Genomic DNA, 15,539 nt, shown 5'->3' on the forward strand with positions numbered 1-15,539 from the left:
CGTCGCCCGCTCTGGTTGCTTGACACCTCAACAACGTTGCGGGTTCCGCCTCGCCCTGGCCTGTGCCGTCGCTTGGCACTTCCTGTGAGGCCGGCGCGGAGGGCCTCAGAGCAGCCCGTGCTCCATGGCGGTGGTGACGGCGGCGGTGCGGTCGGCCACGTCGAGCTTGGAGAAGGCTCGCAGCAGGTGAGTCTTGACGGTGGCCTCGGAGATGTAGAGGGCGCGGCCGATGTCGGCGTTGGTCAGGCCCTTCGCGACCAGGCGCAGCACCTCGGTCTCGCGGGCGGACAGGGCCGGCGGGGCCGGCTTGCGGACCTGGCGTACGAGGGTCGAGGCGACGCTGGGTGACAGGACCGTCTCGCCTCGGGCGGCCGCGCGGACCGCGTTCGCCAGGTCGGTGGGGGACGCGTCCTTGAGGAGGTAGCCGCCCGCGCCCGCCTCGATGGCGCGGAGGATGTCGCGGTCGGACTCGTACGTGGTGAGGACCAGCACGCGGACGCCGGCGGCGCGGGCGACGATCTGCTCGGTGGCCGTCACGCCGTCGCCGCCGGGCATGCGCAGGTCCATCAGGACGATGTCGGGGCGTACGGCCAAAGCCACCTCGACGCCCTCGGGGCCCGACGACGCCTCACCCACCACGGTCAGGTCGGGCTCGGCCTCGAGCATGCCGCGCAGGCCGTGCCGGACCACCGGATGGTCGTCCACCAGCACTATCGTGATCACACCGGCACCTCCAGCTCGACGGTCGTCCCGGTCTCGGGGTCGCTGCGCACCCGCAGGTCGCCGCTGATCTGGGCGGCCCGCGAGCGCATGCCGGACAGGCCGAAGCCGTCCGCCGCGCCGGGCACGAAGCCCCGGCCGTCGTCGCGCACCACGAGCCGCACATGCGACGGCGTGTACGCCAGCAGGACCGCGGCCTCGTGGGCGCCGGCGTGCCGCCGTACGTTGGTCAGCGCCTCCTGGGCGGCGCGCAGCAGCACCACCTCGACCGCGGTCGGCAGGGTGCGCTCGTCGCCGCTCGTGCGGAAGGTGGCCGGCACGCCGGACTCCTCGGCGAAGCGGGACGCCTGACGGCGTACGGCCTCGGGTAGGGAAGCGGAAGCCAACGGGGAGGGTGCGAGGGCCGCCACGAGGGACCGGGCCTCGGCCAGGTTCTCCCGGGCGGTGCGGACCGCCAGCGCCAGCCGCTCGTCGCGCAGGTCGGGATCGACCGACTGGAGCAGCGTGATGATGCTGGTGAAGCCCTGCGCGAGCGTGTCGTGGATCTCGGCGGCCAGGTGGGTGCGCTCGGCCTCGCGGGAGAGCCGGGCCACCTCGCTGCGGCTGGCCTCCAGGTCGGCGATGAGCTGGCGGCGCTCGACGCTCTGCTGGATCACGCGGGTGATGAAGAAGCCGAGCCAGATGCCGGACGCCGCCGAGATGGTCGCGACGATCAGGTCCATGACGACCTGCTGCGGGCGCAGGAAGAGGTCGACCACGGGCGGCACCAGGTTGACCGCGACCACGGCGACGGCGGCCTCCCGCAGCCGGACCATCTGGAAGATCAGCGGGATGATCGCGAAGAGCAGCCAGTTCGCCACCGGGACGGCGATCACGGCGACCGCGAAGAGCGCCAGCTCCAGCGCGAGCAGGCGGGGACTCCCCCGGTCCGCGATGATCACCTTGCGGCCCCACACGAGGTGGATCACGGCGATCAGCGCGATCGCGCCCACGGAGGTGAGCCGGAGCGCGAGCGAGAAGCCGTACGACATCAGGACCGCGAGGGAGACGACAAGCGCCACCACCCCGAGGTAGGACTCCCAGACCCCGGGGTAGCGGTTGTGCGCCTCGTCGGCCGGCGCGTTCACTTGTCGCGGCTCCAGCGGAAGGTCATGAGGCACGCGACCAATCCGATCACACACCACGCGCCCAGCACCAAGGCGATGCGACCCAGCTCCCACTGACCGGCGGGCTCCTGGTCCTTCATGACGTCGGGCAGGAAGACGTACCGGAAGCCCTGCGCCATCCACTTCACCGGGAAGAACGACGCCACCTGGATCAGCCACGACGGCAGCTGGGTGACCGGGTAGATGAAGACGCCCGAGATGAACTGGAGCGCCACGACGGGCACGTTCAGGATCGCGCCGGCCGTGCGGGCGTGCTTGACGATGCCGCTGACCGCCATGCCCAGCAGCGAGCAGGTCGTCACCGAGAGCAGGAAGAGCCAGGCGAACGTCATCCAGTGCGACAGGTCGGGCAGCGACATGTCGAAGACCAGCGCGCCCGCGCCCACCAGCAGGATCACCTCGCCGACGCTGAGGGCGAAGACCAGGATCAACTTCCCGAGGACGTACGACGTGGCAGTGATCGGCGTGCCGTGCAGGCGCTTGAGGGTGCCGTCCTCACGGTCAGTGGCGAGCCCTGCGCCCATCGTGACAAAGGCGGTGGACAGGATGCCGTACGCGATCATGCTCGCCGAGAAGACGTGGCTCGCGCTGACCCCGGCGTCGGTGTACTGGTCCCCGAAGATCGTGCCGAACAGGAGCAGCAGCATCGCCGGGAACGCGAACGTGAAGATCACGGCGGTGCGGTCGCGCAGGAACTGGAGCAGCTCGACGTGGCCGCGGCTGATCCCCATGACTGCGGTGCTCATTTATCTCCCCCGATCAGCTCAAGATAAATGTCTTCCAGCGTGGGACGCGTGACGGTCAGCGAGCGCAGGTCGGCGTCGGTGGCGACCAGCTTGCGCAGCAGCTCGGTCGGGTCGTCCACCTGCTCGGTGCGCAGGACGCCGTTGTCGCGCCAGGACACCTTCGCGGCCTCGGCGGCCCGGCCGCCCAGCGTGGCCGGGGTGCCCTCGGCGACGATGCGCCCGTCGGCGAGCACGGCCAGCCGGTCGGCCAGCACGGCCGCCTCCTCCAGGTAGTGGGTGGTGAGCAGGATGGTCGTGCCCTCGGCGGCCAGCTCGCGGATCAGGTCCCAGAACTGGCGGCGCGCCTGCGGGTCGAACCCGGTGGTCGGCTCGTCGAGAAAGAGCAGCTCGGGACGGCCCACGATGCCGAGCGCCACGTCCAGGCGGCGCCGCTGGCCGCCGGAGAGCGAGCGGATGCGGCTCTTGCTCTTGGCGGTCAGGCCGACCAGCTCGATCACCTCGGCCGCGGGCCGCGGGTCCGGATAGAAGCCGGCGATGTGCCGCACCATCTCGGCGACGGTGAGGTCGGCCGCGTCGTCGGCGTCCTGGAGCACGATGCCGATGCGCGCCCGCCACTGCGGGCCGGCGGTGGCCGGATCGGCGCCGAGCACCGACGCGTCGCCGCCGTCCCGCCTGCGGTGCCCCTCGAGGATCTCGGTGGTCGTGGTCTTGCCGGCGCCGTTCGGGCCGAGCAGCGCGAACACCTCGCCCCGAGCCACCTCGAGATCTATGCCGCGGACCACCTCGGTGCCGCGGTAGGACTTGCGAAGCCCCCGTACGTCTATGGCGTTCATGCCGTCAAGAGTGGCGGTTCAGCGGGGGTGTTCGATACGACCGAGCGGCCGTCAGCGGTTGTCCACCGATCGGTGGACGGTCACTCCCACTTGAACCTGCGGGCGGCGGCGGTGACGAAGACGACCGCCCACAGGGCCAGGCTCAGCCAGATCGAGAGCGGGATCGACGTGTCGTGCGACAGCGTGTCGCGCAGCGCCTCGGCGTGCGCGGCCAGCGGCAGCACGAACCAGCCGAACGTGCCCAGGTCGGGCGCGGCGAACATGATGCCGCCGGCGGCGAGCATCAGCACGTAGATCAGGGTGGCGGCGGCCGTCGTCGTCTCGGGGCGCAGCACGCTGGCGAGCAGCAGGGCCAGTCCGCTGTACGCCGCGGTGGCGAGCACGGTGATGCCCAGCGCGGGCAGGATCTGGCCGAAGTGCGGCCGCCAGCCCACCGCGACGCCGACCAGCGCGAGCGCGAGCAGCTGGAGGACGATCAGCCCGAGCACGGCGGCGGTCTTGGCGAAGAGCAGGCCCGAGCGGCTCAGCGGGGAGGCGCCGAGGCGCTTGAGGACGCCGTAGCTGCGCTCGTACCCCGTGGTGATGGCCTGGCCGGTGAAGGCCGTCGACATCACGGTGAGCGCCAGCACGCCCGGCACGACGAACGCGAGCCGATCGTCGCCGGGCACGTTGGTGACCTTGGTGAGGCCGGCGCCGAGCAGCACGAGCAGCGGCACGCCCATGGCGAGCACCACGGCCTCGCCGCGGCGGGCGGTCAGCACCAGCTCCATGCGGATCTGGCTGGACAGGACGGTGCGCATGGGCGCCCGGCCGGGGGCCGGTGCGAAGGTGCCGCTCATCGGTAGGCTTCCGCTTTGGTCAGGGCGAGGTAGACGTCTTCGAGAGTGCGCCGCCGGGTGTTCAGCGAGGTCACCGTGGCGCCGGTGGCGGCGAACCAGCCCAGCACGTCGGCGATGGTGGCCGCGTCGAGGGCGCCGGCGATCGCGTACTCCCCCGGGCTGGACTCGGTGACCTGAAGGTGGGCGAGGCGGCCGTCCGGCACGAGGCCGGGCTCGGCGCGCACCTCGAGCAGATCGATGCCGGCGGCGGCGGTGAGCTCGGCGGGGCTGCCGGTCGCCGCGACCAGGCCGTTGCGCATGATGACCACCTCGTCGGCGAGACGCTCGGCCTCGTCGAGCAGGTGGGTGGTGAGCAGCACCGACACGCCGTCGGCGCGCAGCTCCTCGATCAGCTGCCAGGTGGTGTGGCGGGCCTCGGTGTCCATGCCGGCGGTCGGCTCGTCGAGGAAGACGAGCTCGGGGCGGCCGACCAGCGCCACGGCGAGCGAGAGCCGCTGCTGCTCGCCGCCGGAGAGCCGGCGGAACCTCGTACGCTCGAATTTGCGCAGGCCGAGACGGTCGAGAAGCATGTCGACGTCGAGCGGGTGGGCCGCGAAGCTCGCGAACAGGCGCAGGATCTCGCCGGCCGTCGCCCACGGATAGACGCCGCCGGACTGCAGCATGATGCCCAGGCGCGGCATCAGCTCGTCGTGGTCGCCCATCGGGTCGAGGCCGAGCACCCGCACCTCGCCGCCGTCGGCGCGGCGGAAGCCCTCGCAGACCTGGAGCAGGCTGGTCTTGCCGGCGCCGTTGTGCCCCAGCAGCGACAGGACGCGGCCGCGCGGGACGGTCAGCGACACACCGTGGACCGCGGTCGTGTCGCCGTAGCGCACGACAACGTCCCGTACCTGGACCGCGTCGTCAGTCAAAACCGCCCGCCCTCACTCAGCGCAACTTCTCCACCTTACGTCCCGGCCTTTCCCGGCCCGGCCGCACCCGCCGCCGGGATGGCAGCGCTCACTCTTCATTAAGGTGCTCCCATGACCGTGGTGGAGATCTACACCGACGGGGCCTGCGTCCCCAACCCCGGCCCGGGCGGCTGGGGGGCGGTGCTGCGGTGGGGCACCAAGGAGAAGGACCTGTGCGGCGGCTCGCCCACGCAGACGACGAACAACCGCATGGAGCTGATGGCGCCGATCCGGGCGCTGGAGACCCTGAACCGGGCGCCGATGACGGTGAAGCTCTACACGGACAGCATCTACGTGCGCGACGGCATCACCAAGTGGATGCCGCGCTGGAAGGCGAACGGCTGGCAGACGTCGGCGAAGCAGCCGGTCAAGAACGTCGACCTGTGGCAGCGGCTGGACGAGGCGGTCCGCCGGCACGACGTGCAGTGGCACTGGGTCAAGGGCCACGCCGGCCATCCCGAGAACGAGCGGGCCGACCGGCTGGCGGCCCGCGGCCTGCAGGAGGCGGTCGCGGCGGGCGAAATTGTCGGGGGTCCCTGATACCACTGACGGCATGGCTACCAATGACGGCACGGCTCCCTCCGGCGGCACGGCTCCCTCTGGCGGCACGGCTCCCTCTGGCGGCACGGCTCCCTCTGGCGGCATGACTCCCTCTGGCGGCACGGCGATGCGATACGGCGTGATCCTGCCCGGCGGCACGGCGCCCGAGCAGCTCGAGCAGGCGGTTCTGGCCGAGAGGTCGGGGTGGGACGGCGTCTTCGTCTGGGAGGCGGGCTACGGCGTCGACGCCTGGGGCCTGCTGTCGGCGATGGCGGCGGTGACCTCGCGGGTGCGGCTCGGGACGATGCTGACCCCGCTGCCGTGGCGCCGCCCGTGGAAGGTGGCGAGCCAGGTGGCCACGCTCGACCAGCTCTCCGGCGGCCGGGCGATCCTCACGGTGGGTGTCGGGGCGCTCACCCCCGACCTGCCGCTGACCGGCGAGCAGACCGACCTGCGCGTGCGGGCCGAGATGATGGACGAGGGCATCGACCTGATCCGGGCGCTGTGGGCGGGCGAGTCGCACTTCTCCGGGCGGCACTACCGATACGAGGTCGACCAGAACGATCTCGCCGTCGCCGGCCGGCCGGTGCAGGAGCGGGTGCCGATCTGGGTGGTCGGCGTGTGGCCGCGGCCCAAATCGATGCGGCGGGTCCTCAAGTGCGACGGCGTCGTGCCGGGCGGCGAGATGACCCCCGGCGCCGTACGGGAGATGCGCTCCTGGCTGTCGTCACGGGGAGCGCCGCCGGGGCTCGACGTGATCGCGGAGGGTGAGACGCCGGGCGCCGACGTCGCCGCGTGGGCCGCGGCCGGGTGCACGTGGTGGATGGAGACCCGGTGGGAGCTGCCGCACCACAGCCCCGAGCGGATGGCCGAGATCCGCGCCCGTATCGCCGCCGGGCCGCCCCGATGATCGCCCCGTTCACGGTGCCGTTCGAGGCCGAGGCGATCGACGACCTGCGCGCGCGGTTGCGGCGCACCCGCTGGCCCGAGCCGGCCACGGTGCCGGGCTGGGAGCAGGGCACACCCCTCGACGCCGTACGAGATCTCTGCGCGTATTGGGCCGACGGCTACGACTTCCGCGCCGCGCACCGCAGGCTCAACCGGCACCCGCAGTTCCGCGCCACGATCGACGGGCTGGGTGTCCACTTCGTCCACGTCCGCTCCTCGGCGCCCGGCGCGGTGCCGCTGCTGATGACGCACGGCTGGCCCGGCTCGGTCGTCGAGTTCGCCGAGGCGATCCCGCTGCTGACGTCCTCGTTCCACGTGGTCTGCCCGTCCCTGCCGGGCTACGGCTTCAGCGACCGGCCCGCCGAGCCCGGGTGGGGTGTCGAGCGGGTGGCGGACGCGTGGGCCGCGCTGATGGGCGAGCTCGGCTACGACCGCTTCCTCGCGCAGGGACACGACTGGGGTACGAGCGTGAGCACGGCGCTCGGCGTCCGGCATCCGTCGCGGGTGATCGGGCTCCACCTGATGCCGCCGCTGGTGGCGCCGATGCCACCCGTCGACGCGCGCGAGCAGGAAGCGCTCGACGCCCTGGAGGCGGCGGCGTCCGGCGACGGCTATTCGTTCGAGCAGTCCACGAGGCCCCAGACGATCGGCTACGCGCTGGTCGACTCGCCGGCGGCGCTGTGCGCGTGGATGCTCGAGAAGTTCGAGGCGTGGACGGACGGCCCGCTCTCCCGTGACCAGCTCCTCGACAACCTCATGATGTATTGGCTGCCGGCCACCGGCGCCTCGGCGGCCCGGCTCTACTGGGAGAGCTTCGCCGCGGTGCAGGCGCTGTTCCGCTCGGGCGGCGGCGACGTCGTCACCGTGCCGACCGGCTGCTCGATCTTCCCGCGCGAAAATCCGCGCCCGTCGCGCCGCTGGGCCGAGCAGCGCTTCACCGACATCCGCTACTGGAACGAGCCGCCCCGCGGCGGCCATTTCGCCGCCTTCGAGCAGCCCGCACTCTTCGCCGCCGAGGTCCTGGCGTGCGCCCGAACACTTGAGCCTTCCAGTTAATTCGATCGGGGTACGTCAAACGGGCCATAGCTTCCGGTCTATCCTTTTAGCCACAATCGGTACATGACCGCGCCGGGCGACTCCGTTCTCCTCTTGGCTCTGCTGGCCGTCTTCTTCGCCTGCTGCGGCTACGCCGCCGGCCGAGCCCACCAGAAGCGGCTCACCGCCCACGAGCGCGCCGCCGCCTACCGCTCCGGCTACGAGACCGCCTCGGAACGCGTCTTCAGCCTCGCCGCCCGCACGGTCGCCGCCGGCCGCCCGGCCCGCGGGTCCGCTTCCGCCCATGCGGGCACGGCGCCCTCGTCTCCCGGGACGCCATCCAGCCGCGCGGCCCGCGGGCCCGCTTCCGCCCATGCGGGCACGGCGCCCTCGTCTCCCGGGACGCCGTCCAGCCCTCCCGCTGCGGATGTTTCCGGCGCTTCGGAGGTCGCGGGCGCTCCCGTCTCCCCGGCCGCGCGGCCCAGACCCGGCGGATTCCCGGCGCCGCCCCCTCCGCCCCGGCACGTCCAAGCCGAGCCGGCCGCCGTCGGCGGGGTCATGTACCAGCCCTTCCCCGACCCGCGCCCGGCCGACGGCTCCCCGCCGGAGCTGCGGCCCGCCGCCCCCGGCGACGGACTCCCCGCCGGCCGGCACACCGTCCCGGACGAGCTCGTGCAGGCCAAGACTTACCAGCTCCCACCGGACCGCGTCTTCCGCGCGAAGGTGGCCGGCAAGGCACTCCCGGAGGAGCCCACCACCTCCCTGCCGGTGCCGAAACCCCGCCGCCCCTAGCGAGGCCGACGGGGCGCCGCCCTCGTCGTCGCCGTCGCCGTCGCCCTCGTCATCGCCGTCGCCGTCACCCTCGCCGTCGCCGTCACCCTCGCCCTCGCCGTCACCCTCGCCCTCGCCGTCCGCCGTCGCCGTCGTCGTCGTCGTCGTCGCCCGAAAGTGTCGTACCCCCGCCGTAGGGTCTTCGCATGGTCACCGTCGATGACGTGCGGCAGGTCGTGCGCGATCTTCCGCGCAGCTCAGAACACCTGATCAGCGACCGCGTCAAGTTTCGGGTCGGCAAGATCGTCTATCTCGCCTTCTCCCGCGACGAGACCGTCATGGGCTTCGCATACCCCAAGGAGGAGCGCGCCGCTCTCGTCGCCGCCGAGCCCGGCACGTTCCAGCTGCCGCGCGAGTCCGACCTCCGCTACAACTGGGTCGAGGCCTCGATGGCCGCGCTCGACGAGGAGCGGATGACCGAGCTCGTCCTCGACGCCTGGTGCATGGTCGTGCCCAAAAAGGTCTGGTCCGCCTACCTGCCCAGGCTCGCGTGATGCCGCGCGCTCGCGGGCCCGCACGGCCCCTGACCCCCGTGCCCCTCATCCTGGGACGCCGCGCGAAGTCATCACCGACCCCGCCCCGCCCTCCATTGGATGGCAGGTCCGAGGGCCATGCCCAGCAACCGGGTAGGCGCAGCGACCCGGTCGGCCCAGCGACCCGGGCGGCCCAGCGACCCGGCCGGCCCAGCGTGCGCCGATGCGGGCAAGTCGGTGGCCGTGCCCAGCGACCCGGTCGGCGCAGTGTGAGCCGGGGCGGGCACGGCCGCTGTCCCGCCTTCGGGCGCGTCGAGGGGAGGCCGAAGGCGGGAGTCACCGCAGCGGGCGGGCCGGGCACCCGGACTGGGTTCGGTAGGTCCGGGCACCCGGCCGTCCGCGAGAAGCAGCCAACCAACCTCACCTAAGCAGGGCCTGTCAGCCACCTGAGTGCTTGATGAAAGGAGGTGCCCCGATGCCCACCGTCGCCGTGGTCAGCGCGGGCTTCATGGGTTCCGCGCTGGGCGCCGCCCTGCTCAGCGGCGGCGCCCGCGTCGTCACCACGCTCGAAGGCCGCTCGGCCCGCTCCCGTCGCCTGGCCGAGTCCGCCGGCCTCGAGATCCTGCCCACCCTCGCCGACGTCCTGGCCGCCGCCGACGTAGTCCTCTCGGTCACCCCACCCGCCGCCGCCACCGACGCGGCCCGCGCCATCGCCGCCGCCCACCGCTCCGCCCGGTCACAGGATCCGCGGCCCCGAACCGCTCAGCCCCGGACGGTTCAGCGTAGGGCCGCCCGGTCGCCGAGCCACCCGGCCCGCGGGCACGCCGACGCTGGGAACATGACGTCTCAAAGCGCCCGCTCCCCGGCTGATCCGGCCCTGAGCGCCGACCGACGCGAGGGCGGGCCGATCGTCGCGGATCTCAACGCGGTGTCGCCGGGCACCATGGAGCAAGTCGTGCGGGAGCTCGGCGGCCTGCGGGTCGTCGACGGGTCGATCTCGGGACCGCCGCCGACCGTCAAGCCGGGGGCACGGGTCTATCTCTCGGGACCCGAAGCCGAGATCGTCGCGGGGCTTCCCTGGGCCGGGATGATCGAGCCGGTCGTGATCGGCGATCGGGTCGGGGCGGCCAGCGCGCTCAAGATGTGCACCGGTAGTGTCTACAAGGGACTGGTGGCGCTCGTGACGCAGGCGATGCGCACGGCCGGGGCTCATGGCGTGCTGGCGGAGGTCCTGGACGATCTCGAGCGGAACGGCCTCGCCGACAACGCCGGCGTGGCCCGGGCGGCGACCAAGGCCCATCGGTACGTCGACGAGATGCGGGAGGTCTCCGCCACGCAGGCCGGGGCCGGGCTCGATCCCGGCTTGTTCGCGGCCATCGCCGCCGTCTACGCCGACATCGCCTCGACGCGGCTCGCCGACGACGACCCCGAGAACGACCGCGCCCTCACCCCGGCCGAGATCGTCGCCCGCTTGAGAGAACACGGCGCCGCCGGGTGAGCGGGGCGCCGGCGGGTGAGTCGGCGATGTGGCAGGGGTGGTGGCACCTGTGTCGATGTCATACTGAGGCGTCCCCGCTGGTCGAGAGGCTCGGAGCGCTATGTCCGCCGACGATGCGAGTGTGCGCCGGCCTACGTTGACTCAGGTTGCGCAGCTTGCGGGGGTCAGTCTCAAGACGGCGTCTCGGGCGCTCAACCGCGAGCCGAACGTGGCGCCCTCGACCGGGCGGCGCGTGCGGGACGCCGCCGATCTGCTCGGCTATCGGCTCAACGGGATCGCCCGGGAGCTGCGGCGCGGGGCCACCTCCGCCCTGGTGGGGCTGGTCAGCGGTGATCTGGCGAACCCGTTCTACTCGGCGGTGGCCAGCGGGATCGAACGGGAGCTCCGGCAGCACGGGCTTCTGCTCATCACGGCCAACAACGACGAGGACGCCGCCCTGGAGCGCAGCCTCGTCGACGCCTTCCTCGAGCGGCGGGTGCGGGCGCTGCTGGTCATTCCCAGCGGCAGCGACCATGAGTACCTGTCCATCGAGGGCAACCGGGGCGTGCCTTTCGTCTTCCTCGACCGGCCGCCGGACGGGCTCGCCGCCGACGCCGTGCTCATCGACAACGCGGGTGGGGCGCGTTCCGCCGCCGAACATCTGCTGGCTCGCGGGCACCGGCGGATCGCGCTCGTGGCCGACCTGAGGCGGATGGCGCCACAGAAGGGGCGCATCGACGGGTTCATCCAGGCGATGCGGGCCGCGGGCAACGACGCCTGGGAGCCGTACGTCCGGACCGACGTGCACGACGTCCGGCACGCCGAGCGGGCCGTACGGGAGCTGCTCGACCTCGACCCCGCACCCACGGCGATCTTCACGACCAACAACCGGCTGACCACCGGCGCGCTGCGCGGGATGCGCGACATCGAGGACAAGCCCGCGCTGATCGGCTTCGATGACTTCGACCTGGCGGACGTGCTCGGCACGACCGTTGTCGCGCACGACATGACCGCTCTCGGGCGGGAGGCGGCGCGGCTCGCGTACGAGCGCATCAGCGGCCATACTGGCCCGGCTCGCACCATTGTTATTTCGACATCCATCATTGCCCGGGGGTCGGGTGAGCGCCCACCCAAGTGACGATCAACTATCCACAGTGTCCGCACGTAACGAGACGGAAACAGGCGTTGACACTTGTGCGTTCAGGCGGCACCGTACTCCCGAATCGCGTGACAACGATGTCAATATCTCGATGGGAGAAGAGGGATGGCCTTCAGCACATTGAAGGGCGGCGGGCGGCGGGCCGCCGTGGCGGCCGTCAGTGTCGCCGCGCTCCTGACGGCCACGGCCTGTGGGTCCAGTGACGACGGCGGCGGCGACTCCGGCTCCAAGAAGGTCGAGGTCTTCACCTGGTGGGCCGACGGCGGCGAGAAGGCCGGCCTCGACGGCCTCGTGGCCCAGTTCGGCACGGCCTGCGCCGGCCAGACCTTCGAGAACGGCGCCGTCGCCGGTGGCGCCGGCGCGAACGCCAAGTCGGTGCTCGCGTCCCGGCTGCAGCAGGGCGACCCGCCGGACACGTTCCAGGCGCACGCCGGCGCCGAGCTCCAGGACTACATCCTCGCCGGGCAGGTCGAGGACATCAGCGGCGACTACGACTCGTGGGGCCTCAAGCAGGCGTTCCCCCAGGGCCTGATCGACAACCTGACCGTCGAAGGCAAGATCTACTCGGTGCCGGCGAACATCCACCGCGCGAACGTGGTCTGGACCAACAAGAAGGTCCTCGCCGACGCCGGTGTCACCGCCGCGCCGACCGACCTGGCCGGCTTCTTCGCCGCCATGGACAAGGTCAAGGCCAAGGGCATCACGACGCCGCTCGCGGTCGGCAAGGACTGGACGCAGCTGATGCTGTTCGAGTCGGTGCTGATCACCAACCTGGGCGCCGAGAAGTTCACCGGCCTGTGGAACGGCAGCACCGACTGGAACGACGCCGCGGTCACCAAGTCGATCGACGACTTCAAGAAGCTGCTCACGTACACCAACACCGACCGTGACGCCCTCGACTGGACCGACGCCGAGAAGCTCGTCATGGACGGCAAGGCCGCCTACCAGCTGATGGGCGACTGGGAGGCCGCCGACCTCGACGCCAAGGGCTTCAAGGACTACGGCTACTTCACGTTCCCGGGCAACGGCACCACCTTCCAGTGGCTGGCCGACTCGTTCGTGCTGCCCAAGGGCGCCAAGAACGCCGACGGCACCAAGTGCTGGCTCAAGACGGTCGGCTCGGCCGAGGGCCAGAAGGCGTTCAACACCAAGAAGGGCTCGATCCCGGCCCGTACGGACGCCAGCCCGGCCGACTACCCCGCGTACCAGCAGGCCGCCATGGCCGACTGGAAGTCCGCGACCCAGGTCCCGTCGTGCGCCCACGGCTCGGCCTGCTCGCAGGGCTGGCAGGGCGCGGCCAACTCGGCCCTCGGCGCCTTCTCCACCAACCAGGACGCGGCAGCGCTGCAGAAGGCCCTCGCCTCCGCCGCGCAGCAGTTCGTCAAGAAGTAAATCTCGGAAAGTGGGGATGGGGCGGCCGCGGCCGCCCCATCCTCGTCAAAGGAGCCCTGATGCGCCGCCTCCGGCAATGGGGACCGGGACTGCTCCTGCTCTCCCCCTCACTCATCCTGCTCGCCGTCTTCGTCTACGGCCTGATCGCCTGGACCACGAAGGTCTCGGTGTCCGACGAGCACAACGCCCTGGGCTCGAAGGGCTTCGTCGGCCTGGAGAACTACACCAAGCTGTTCACCGACGACATCAACGACCGGTTCGTCCACTCGCTGAAGAACCTGCTGATCTTCACGGTGGTGTTCCTGGTCGGCGCGATGCTGTTCGGGCTGCTCTGGGCGTTCCTGCTGGAGCGTGGCGTCCGGGGCGAGGGCATCTTCCGTACGGTCTACCTGTTCCCGATGGCCGTGTCGTTCGTGGCGTCGGGCGTGGTGTGGCGCTGGCTGATGAACCCGAACAAGGGTGAGAACGCGGGCGGCCTGAACGCCGTCTTCGGCGGGCTCGGCCTCGACTTCCTGCAGAACACGTGGTGGACCAACCCGGACTGGGGCATGGCCGCGATGGCGATGCCGGCGATCTGGCAGCTGTCCGGATATGTGATGGCGCTCTTCCTGGCCGGCTTCCGCGGCATCCCGCAGGAGCTGCGCGAGGCGGCCGCGGTCGACGGCGCGAGCACGTACCGGCTCTACCGCAACGTCATCTTCCCGCAGCTCACGCCGGTCGCCCTCTCCGCGCTGATCATCCTCGGCCACATGTCGATGAAGATGTTCGACCTGATCATGAGCGTCTCGGGGCCGCAATGGCTCACCGAGGTGCCCGCCGTCTACGTCTGGCAGACGCTGCTGACCAGCGACTACGCCAAGGCGGCGGCGATCTCGATCATCCTGCTGCTGCTCGTGGCCGTCGTCATCGTCCCGTACCTGATCTACACCAACCGGGCGGAGAAGAACACATGACGACCACGTCGATCCCCGCGCCGCCGCCGACGAGCATCGAGACGCTCTCGCCGAAGCGCAAGCCGCGCCGCGAGTTCGGTCCCGGCTCGATCGTCAAGTACGCGCTGGTCCTGCTCTTCCTGATCATCGTGCTCATGCCCATGTACGTGCTGATCGTGACCAGCTTCAAGTCGGGATCCGACATCGGCGTCACGAGCCAGTGGAACCTGCCGGAGACGTGGACGCTCGCGTCGTGGGAGAAGGCGTGGGACTCGCTGCACGCTTCCTTCATCCGTACGTTCCAGCTGGCCATCCCGGTCGCCCTGATCTCGTCGGTGATCGGGGCGGCGAACGGCTTCGTGCTGTCGCGCTGGCGCTTCCCGGGCGCCGACGTGGTGTTCACGCTGATCCTGTTCGGCATGTTCATCCCGTACCAGGCCGTGATGATCCCCCTGCGTGACATCGTCACGACGATCGGCATCCCGCCGGGCATCCCGACCCTGGTCTTCGTGCACTGCGTGTACGGCATCCCGATCTGCACGCTGATCTTCCGGAACTACTACGCGACCACGGTTCCCGAGGAGCTGGTCGAGGCGGCCCGGGTGGACGGCGCGGGCCTGCTGCGCACGTTCGCCTGGATCATCCTGCCGATCTCGATCCCCGGCTTCGTGGTCACGATCATCTGGCAGTTCACGTCGGCCTGGAACGACTACCTGTTCGCGATCTTCCTGTCGAACACGCGCAACGGCCCGATCACGATCGCGCTGAACGCCCTGGCCGGCGCGCAGTCGCCGGACTACGCGGCCTCGATGGCCGGCGCGCTGATCACCTCACTGCCGACGCTGGTCGTCTACGTGCTGCTCGGCCGTTGGTTCATCGGCGGTCTCATGGCCGGCTCGGTCAAGAGCTGACGCCGGTACGGCTTCCCGGCGCCGCCCGCACCCCGGCGCGCCGGGAAGCCGCCTTCACCCTGGCGCGCCGGGAAGCCGCCTTCACCGGGCCTTCGCCGGGCCCTCACCGGGCTTTCACCGGCGCCCGATCCGGATTCGGGTCAACGATCCGGTGAAGGTTTGGTCTCTCACCCCGCACGAGCGAGGCGCCGGACCGCCGGTGGCCCTAAAGTCGGGTTTGTGACCACCGAGGACGTCACCACCTCCGCCTCCGCCGACGGCTTCGCCGCGCGCATGGCGTACGCCCTGGAGAAGGACCCGGCCGAGCCCGCCCGCCGCACCACCCTGCACCTCTGGGTCATCGCGGTCACCCTGGCCTGGCTCGTCGTCGTGCCGCTGGTGGTGCTGTACGGCCTGATCACGTCGTCCGGCGGCGCGTTCACCCTGGGGGCGCTGCTGATCGTCGCGCTTCCGTTCACGGCCGCCGCCATCGCGACCCGCAACGGGCGCTTCGGGCTCGGCGGCCTCTACGTCGTGCTGACCCTGCTGATGGCCCTGCCCGCGGCGGGCATCGCCCAACTCGGCTGAGAGGCGCAGGCCGGCATCGCGCG

General features: G+C 71.4%; 17 protein-coding genes. 11 read left to right on the forward strand and 6 right to left on the reverse strand.

Features of this window, described 5'->3' with window-relative positions:
- Window positions 1-105 precede the first annotated feature (105 nt).
- The 6 genes from Ade02nite_RS01315 to Ade02nite_RS01340 all read right to left on the reverse strand — a co-directional run bounded on the left by Ade02nite_RS01315 (window position 106) and on the right by Ade02nite_RS01340 (window position 5,212).
- Complete coding sequence (locus tag Ade02nite_RS01315; protein ID WP_203759608.1) at window positions 106-723, reverse strand: response regulator; 618 nt, start codon at window positions 721-723, stop codon at window positions 106-108.
- Window positions 720-1,880, reverse strand: coding sequence for a sensor histidine kinase (locus tag Ade02nite_RS01320; protein WP_239168430.1), 1,161 nt, complete (start codon window positions 1,878-1,880; stop codon window positions 720-722). The genes Ade02nite_RS01315 and Ade02nite_RS01320 overlap by 4 nt, the downstream gene beginning before the upstream one ends.
- Entirely contained in the window at window positions 1,844-2,632 is a 789-nt protein-coding gene (locus Ade02nite_RS01325) for an ABC transporter permease (protein WP_203759609.1), read from the reverse strand. The genes Ade02nite_RS01320 and Ade02nite_RS01325 overlap by 37 nt, the downstream gene beginning before the upstream one ends.
- Window positions 2,629-3,465, reverse strand: a complete 837-nt coding sequence (locus tag Ade02nite_RS01330; protein WP_203759610.1) for an ABC transporter ATP-binding protein — start codon at window positions 3,463-3,465, stop codon at window positions 2,629-2,631. Before Ade02nite_RS01330 ends, Ade02nite_RS01325 begins: the two co-directional genes overlap by 4 nt.
- Window positions 3,466-3,545: 80 nt before the next feature.
- Entirely contained in the window at window positions 3,546-4,304 is a 759-nt protein-coding gene (locus Ade02nite_RS01335) for an ABC transporter permease (RefSeq protein ID WP_203759611.1), read from the reverse strand.
- Entirely contained in the window at window positions 4,301-5,212 is a 912-nt protein-coding gene (locus Ade02nite_RS01340) for an ABC transporter ATP-binding protein (RefSeq protein WP_203759612.1), read from the reverse strand. Before Ade02nite_RS01340 ends, Ade02nite_RS01335 begins: the two co-directional genes overlap by 4 nt.
- Before the next feature lie 111 nt (window positions 5,213-5,323).
- Here Ade02nite_RS01340 and rnhA point away from each other — a divergent pair, with 111 nt between their 5' ends.
- The 11 genes from rnhA (at window position 5,324) to Ade02nite_RS01400 (ending at window position 15,516) form a co-directional block, all read left to right on the forward strand.
- The gene (gene rnhA / locus Ade02nite_RS01345; RefSeq protein WP_203759613.1) at window positions 5,324-5,791 is read left to right on the forward strand and encodes a ribonuclease HI; all 468 of its coding nucleotides are present in this window, start codon (window positions 5,324-5,326) and stop codon (window positions 5,789-5,791) included.
- Between the two features lie 103 nt (window positions 5,792-5,894).
- Window positions 5,895-6,701: an LLM class flavin-dependent oxidoreductase gene (locus Ade02nite_RS01350; protein ID WP_239168431.1), complete on the forward strand. Its 807-nt coding sequence runs from the start codon at window positions 5,895-5,897 to the stop codon at window positions 6,699-6,701.
- Complete coding sequence (locus Ade02nite_RS01355) at window positions 6,698-7,795, forward strand: epoxide hydrolase family protein (RefSeq protein ID WP_203759614.1); 1,098 nt, start codon at window positions 6,698-6,700, stop codon at window positions 7,793-7,795. The genes Ade02nite_RS01350 and Ade02nite_RS01355 overlap by 4 nt, the downstream gene beginning before the upstream one ends.
- Before the next feature lie 63 nt (window positions 7,796-7,858).
- Entirely contained in the window at window positions 7,859-8,566 is a 708-nt protein-coding gene (locus tag Ade02nite_RS01360; RefSeq protein ID WP_203759615.1) for a hypothetical protein, read from the forward strand.
- A gap of 185 nt (window positions 8,567-8,751) precedes the next feature.
- Entirely contained in the window at window positions 8,752-9,099 is a 348-nt protein-coding gene (locus Ade02nite_RS01365; RefSeq protein ID WP_203759616.1) for an MmcQ/YjbR family DNA-binding protein, read from the forward strand.
- A gap of 454 nt (window positions 9,100-9,553) precedes the next feature.
- Window positions 9,554-10,576 (forward strand): NAD(P)-dependent oxidoreductase, encoded by a 1,023-nt coding sequence (locus Ade02nite_RS48970; protein ID WP_239168432.1) that lies wholly within the window; start codon window positions 9,554-9,556, stop codon window positions 10,574-10,576.
- Between the two features lie 100 nt (window positions 10,577-10,676).
- Window positions 10,677-11,693, forward strand: a complete 1,017-nt coding sequence (locus Ade02nite_RS01380; RefSeq protein ID WP_203759617.1) for a LacI family DNA-binding transcriptional regulator — start codon at window positions 10,677-10,679, stop codon at window positions 11,691-11,693.
- A 126-nt stretch (window positions 11,694-11,819) separates the two neighbouring features.
- Window positions 11,820-13,106 carry an ABC transporter substrate-binding protein gene (locus Ade02nite_RS01385; protein ID WP_203759618.1) on the forward strand — a complete coding sequence of 429 codons (1,287 nt, stop codon included), beginning with the start codon at window positions 11,820-11,822 and terminating at the stop codon, window positions 13,104-13,106.
- 59 nt (window positions 13,107-13,165) lie between these two features.
- Complete coding sequence (locus tag Ade02nite_RS01390; RefSeq protein ID WP_379035115.1) at window positions 13,166-14,059, forward strand: carbohydrate ABC transporter permease; 894 nt, start codon at window positions 13,166-13,168, stop codon at window positions 14,057-14,059.
- The gene (locus Ade02nite_RS01395; protein WP_203759619.1) at window positions 14,056-14,949 is read left to right on the forward strand and encodes a carbohydrate ABC transporter permease; all 894 of its coding nucleotides are present in this window, start codon (window positions 14,056-14,058) and stop codon (window positions 14,947-14,949) included. Before Ade02nite_RS01390 ends, Ade02nite_RS01395 begins: the two co-directional genes overlap by 4 nt.
- Window positions 14,950-15,168: 219 nt before the next feature.
- Window positions 15,169-15,516 (forward strand): hypothetical protein, encoded by a 348-nt coding sequence (locus Ade02nite_RS01400; protein ID WP_203759620.1) that lies wholly within the window; start codon window positions 15,169-15,171, stop codon window positions 15,514-15,516.
- Window positions 15,517-15,539 lie beyond the last annotated feature (23 nt).

The organism is Paractinoplanes deccanensis, from assembly GCF_016862115.1.
Lineage (GTDB): Bacteria > Actinomycetota > Actinomycetes > Mycobacteriales > Micromonosporaceae > Actinoplanes > Actinoplanes deccanensis.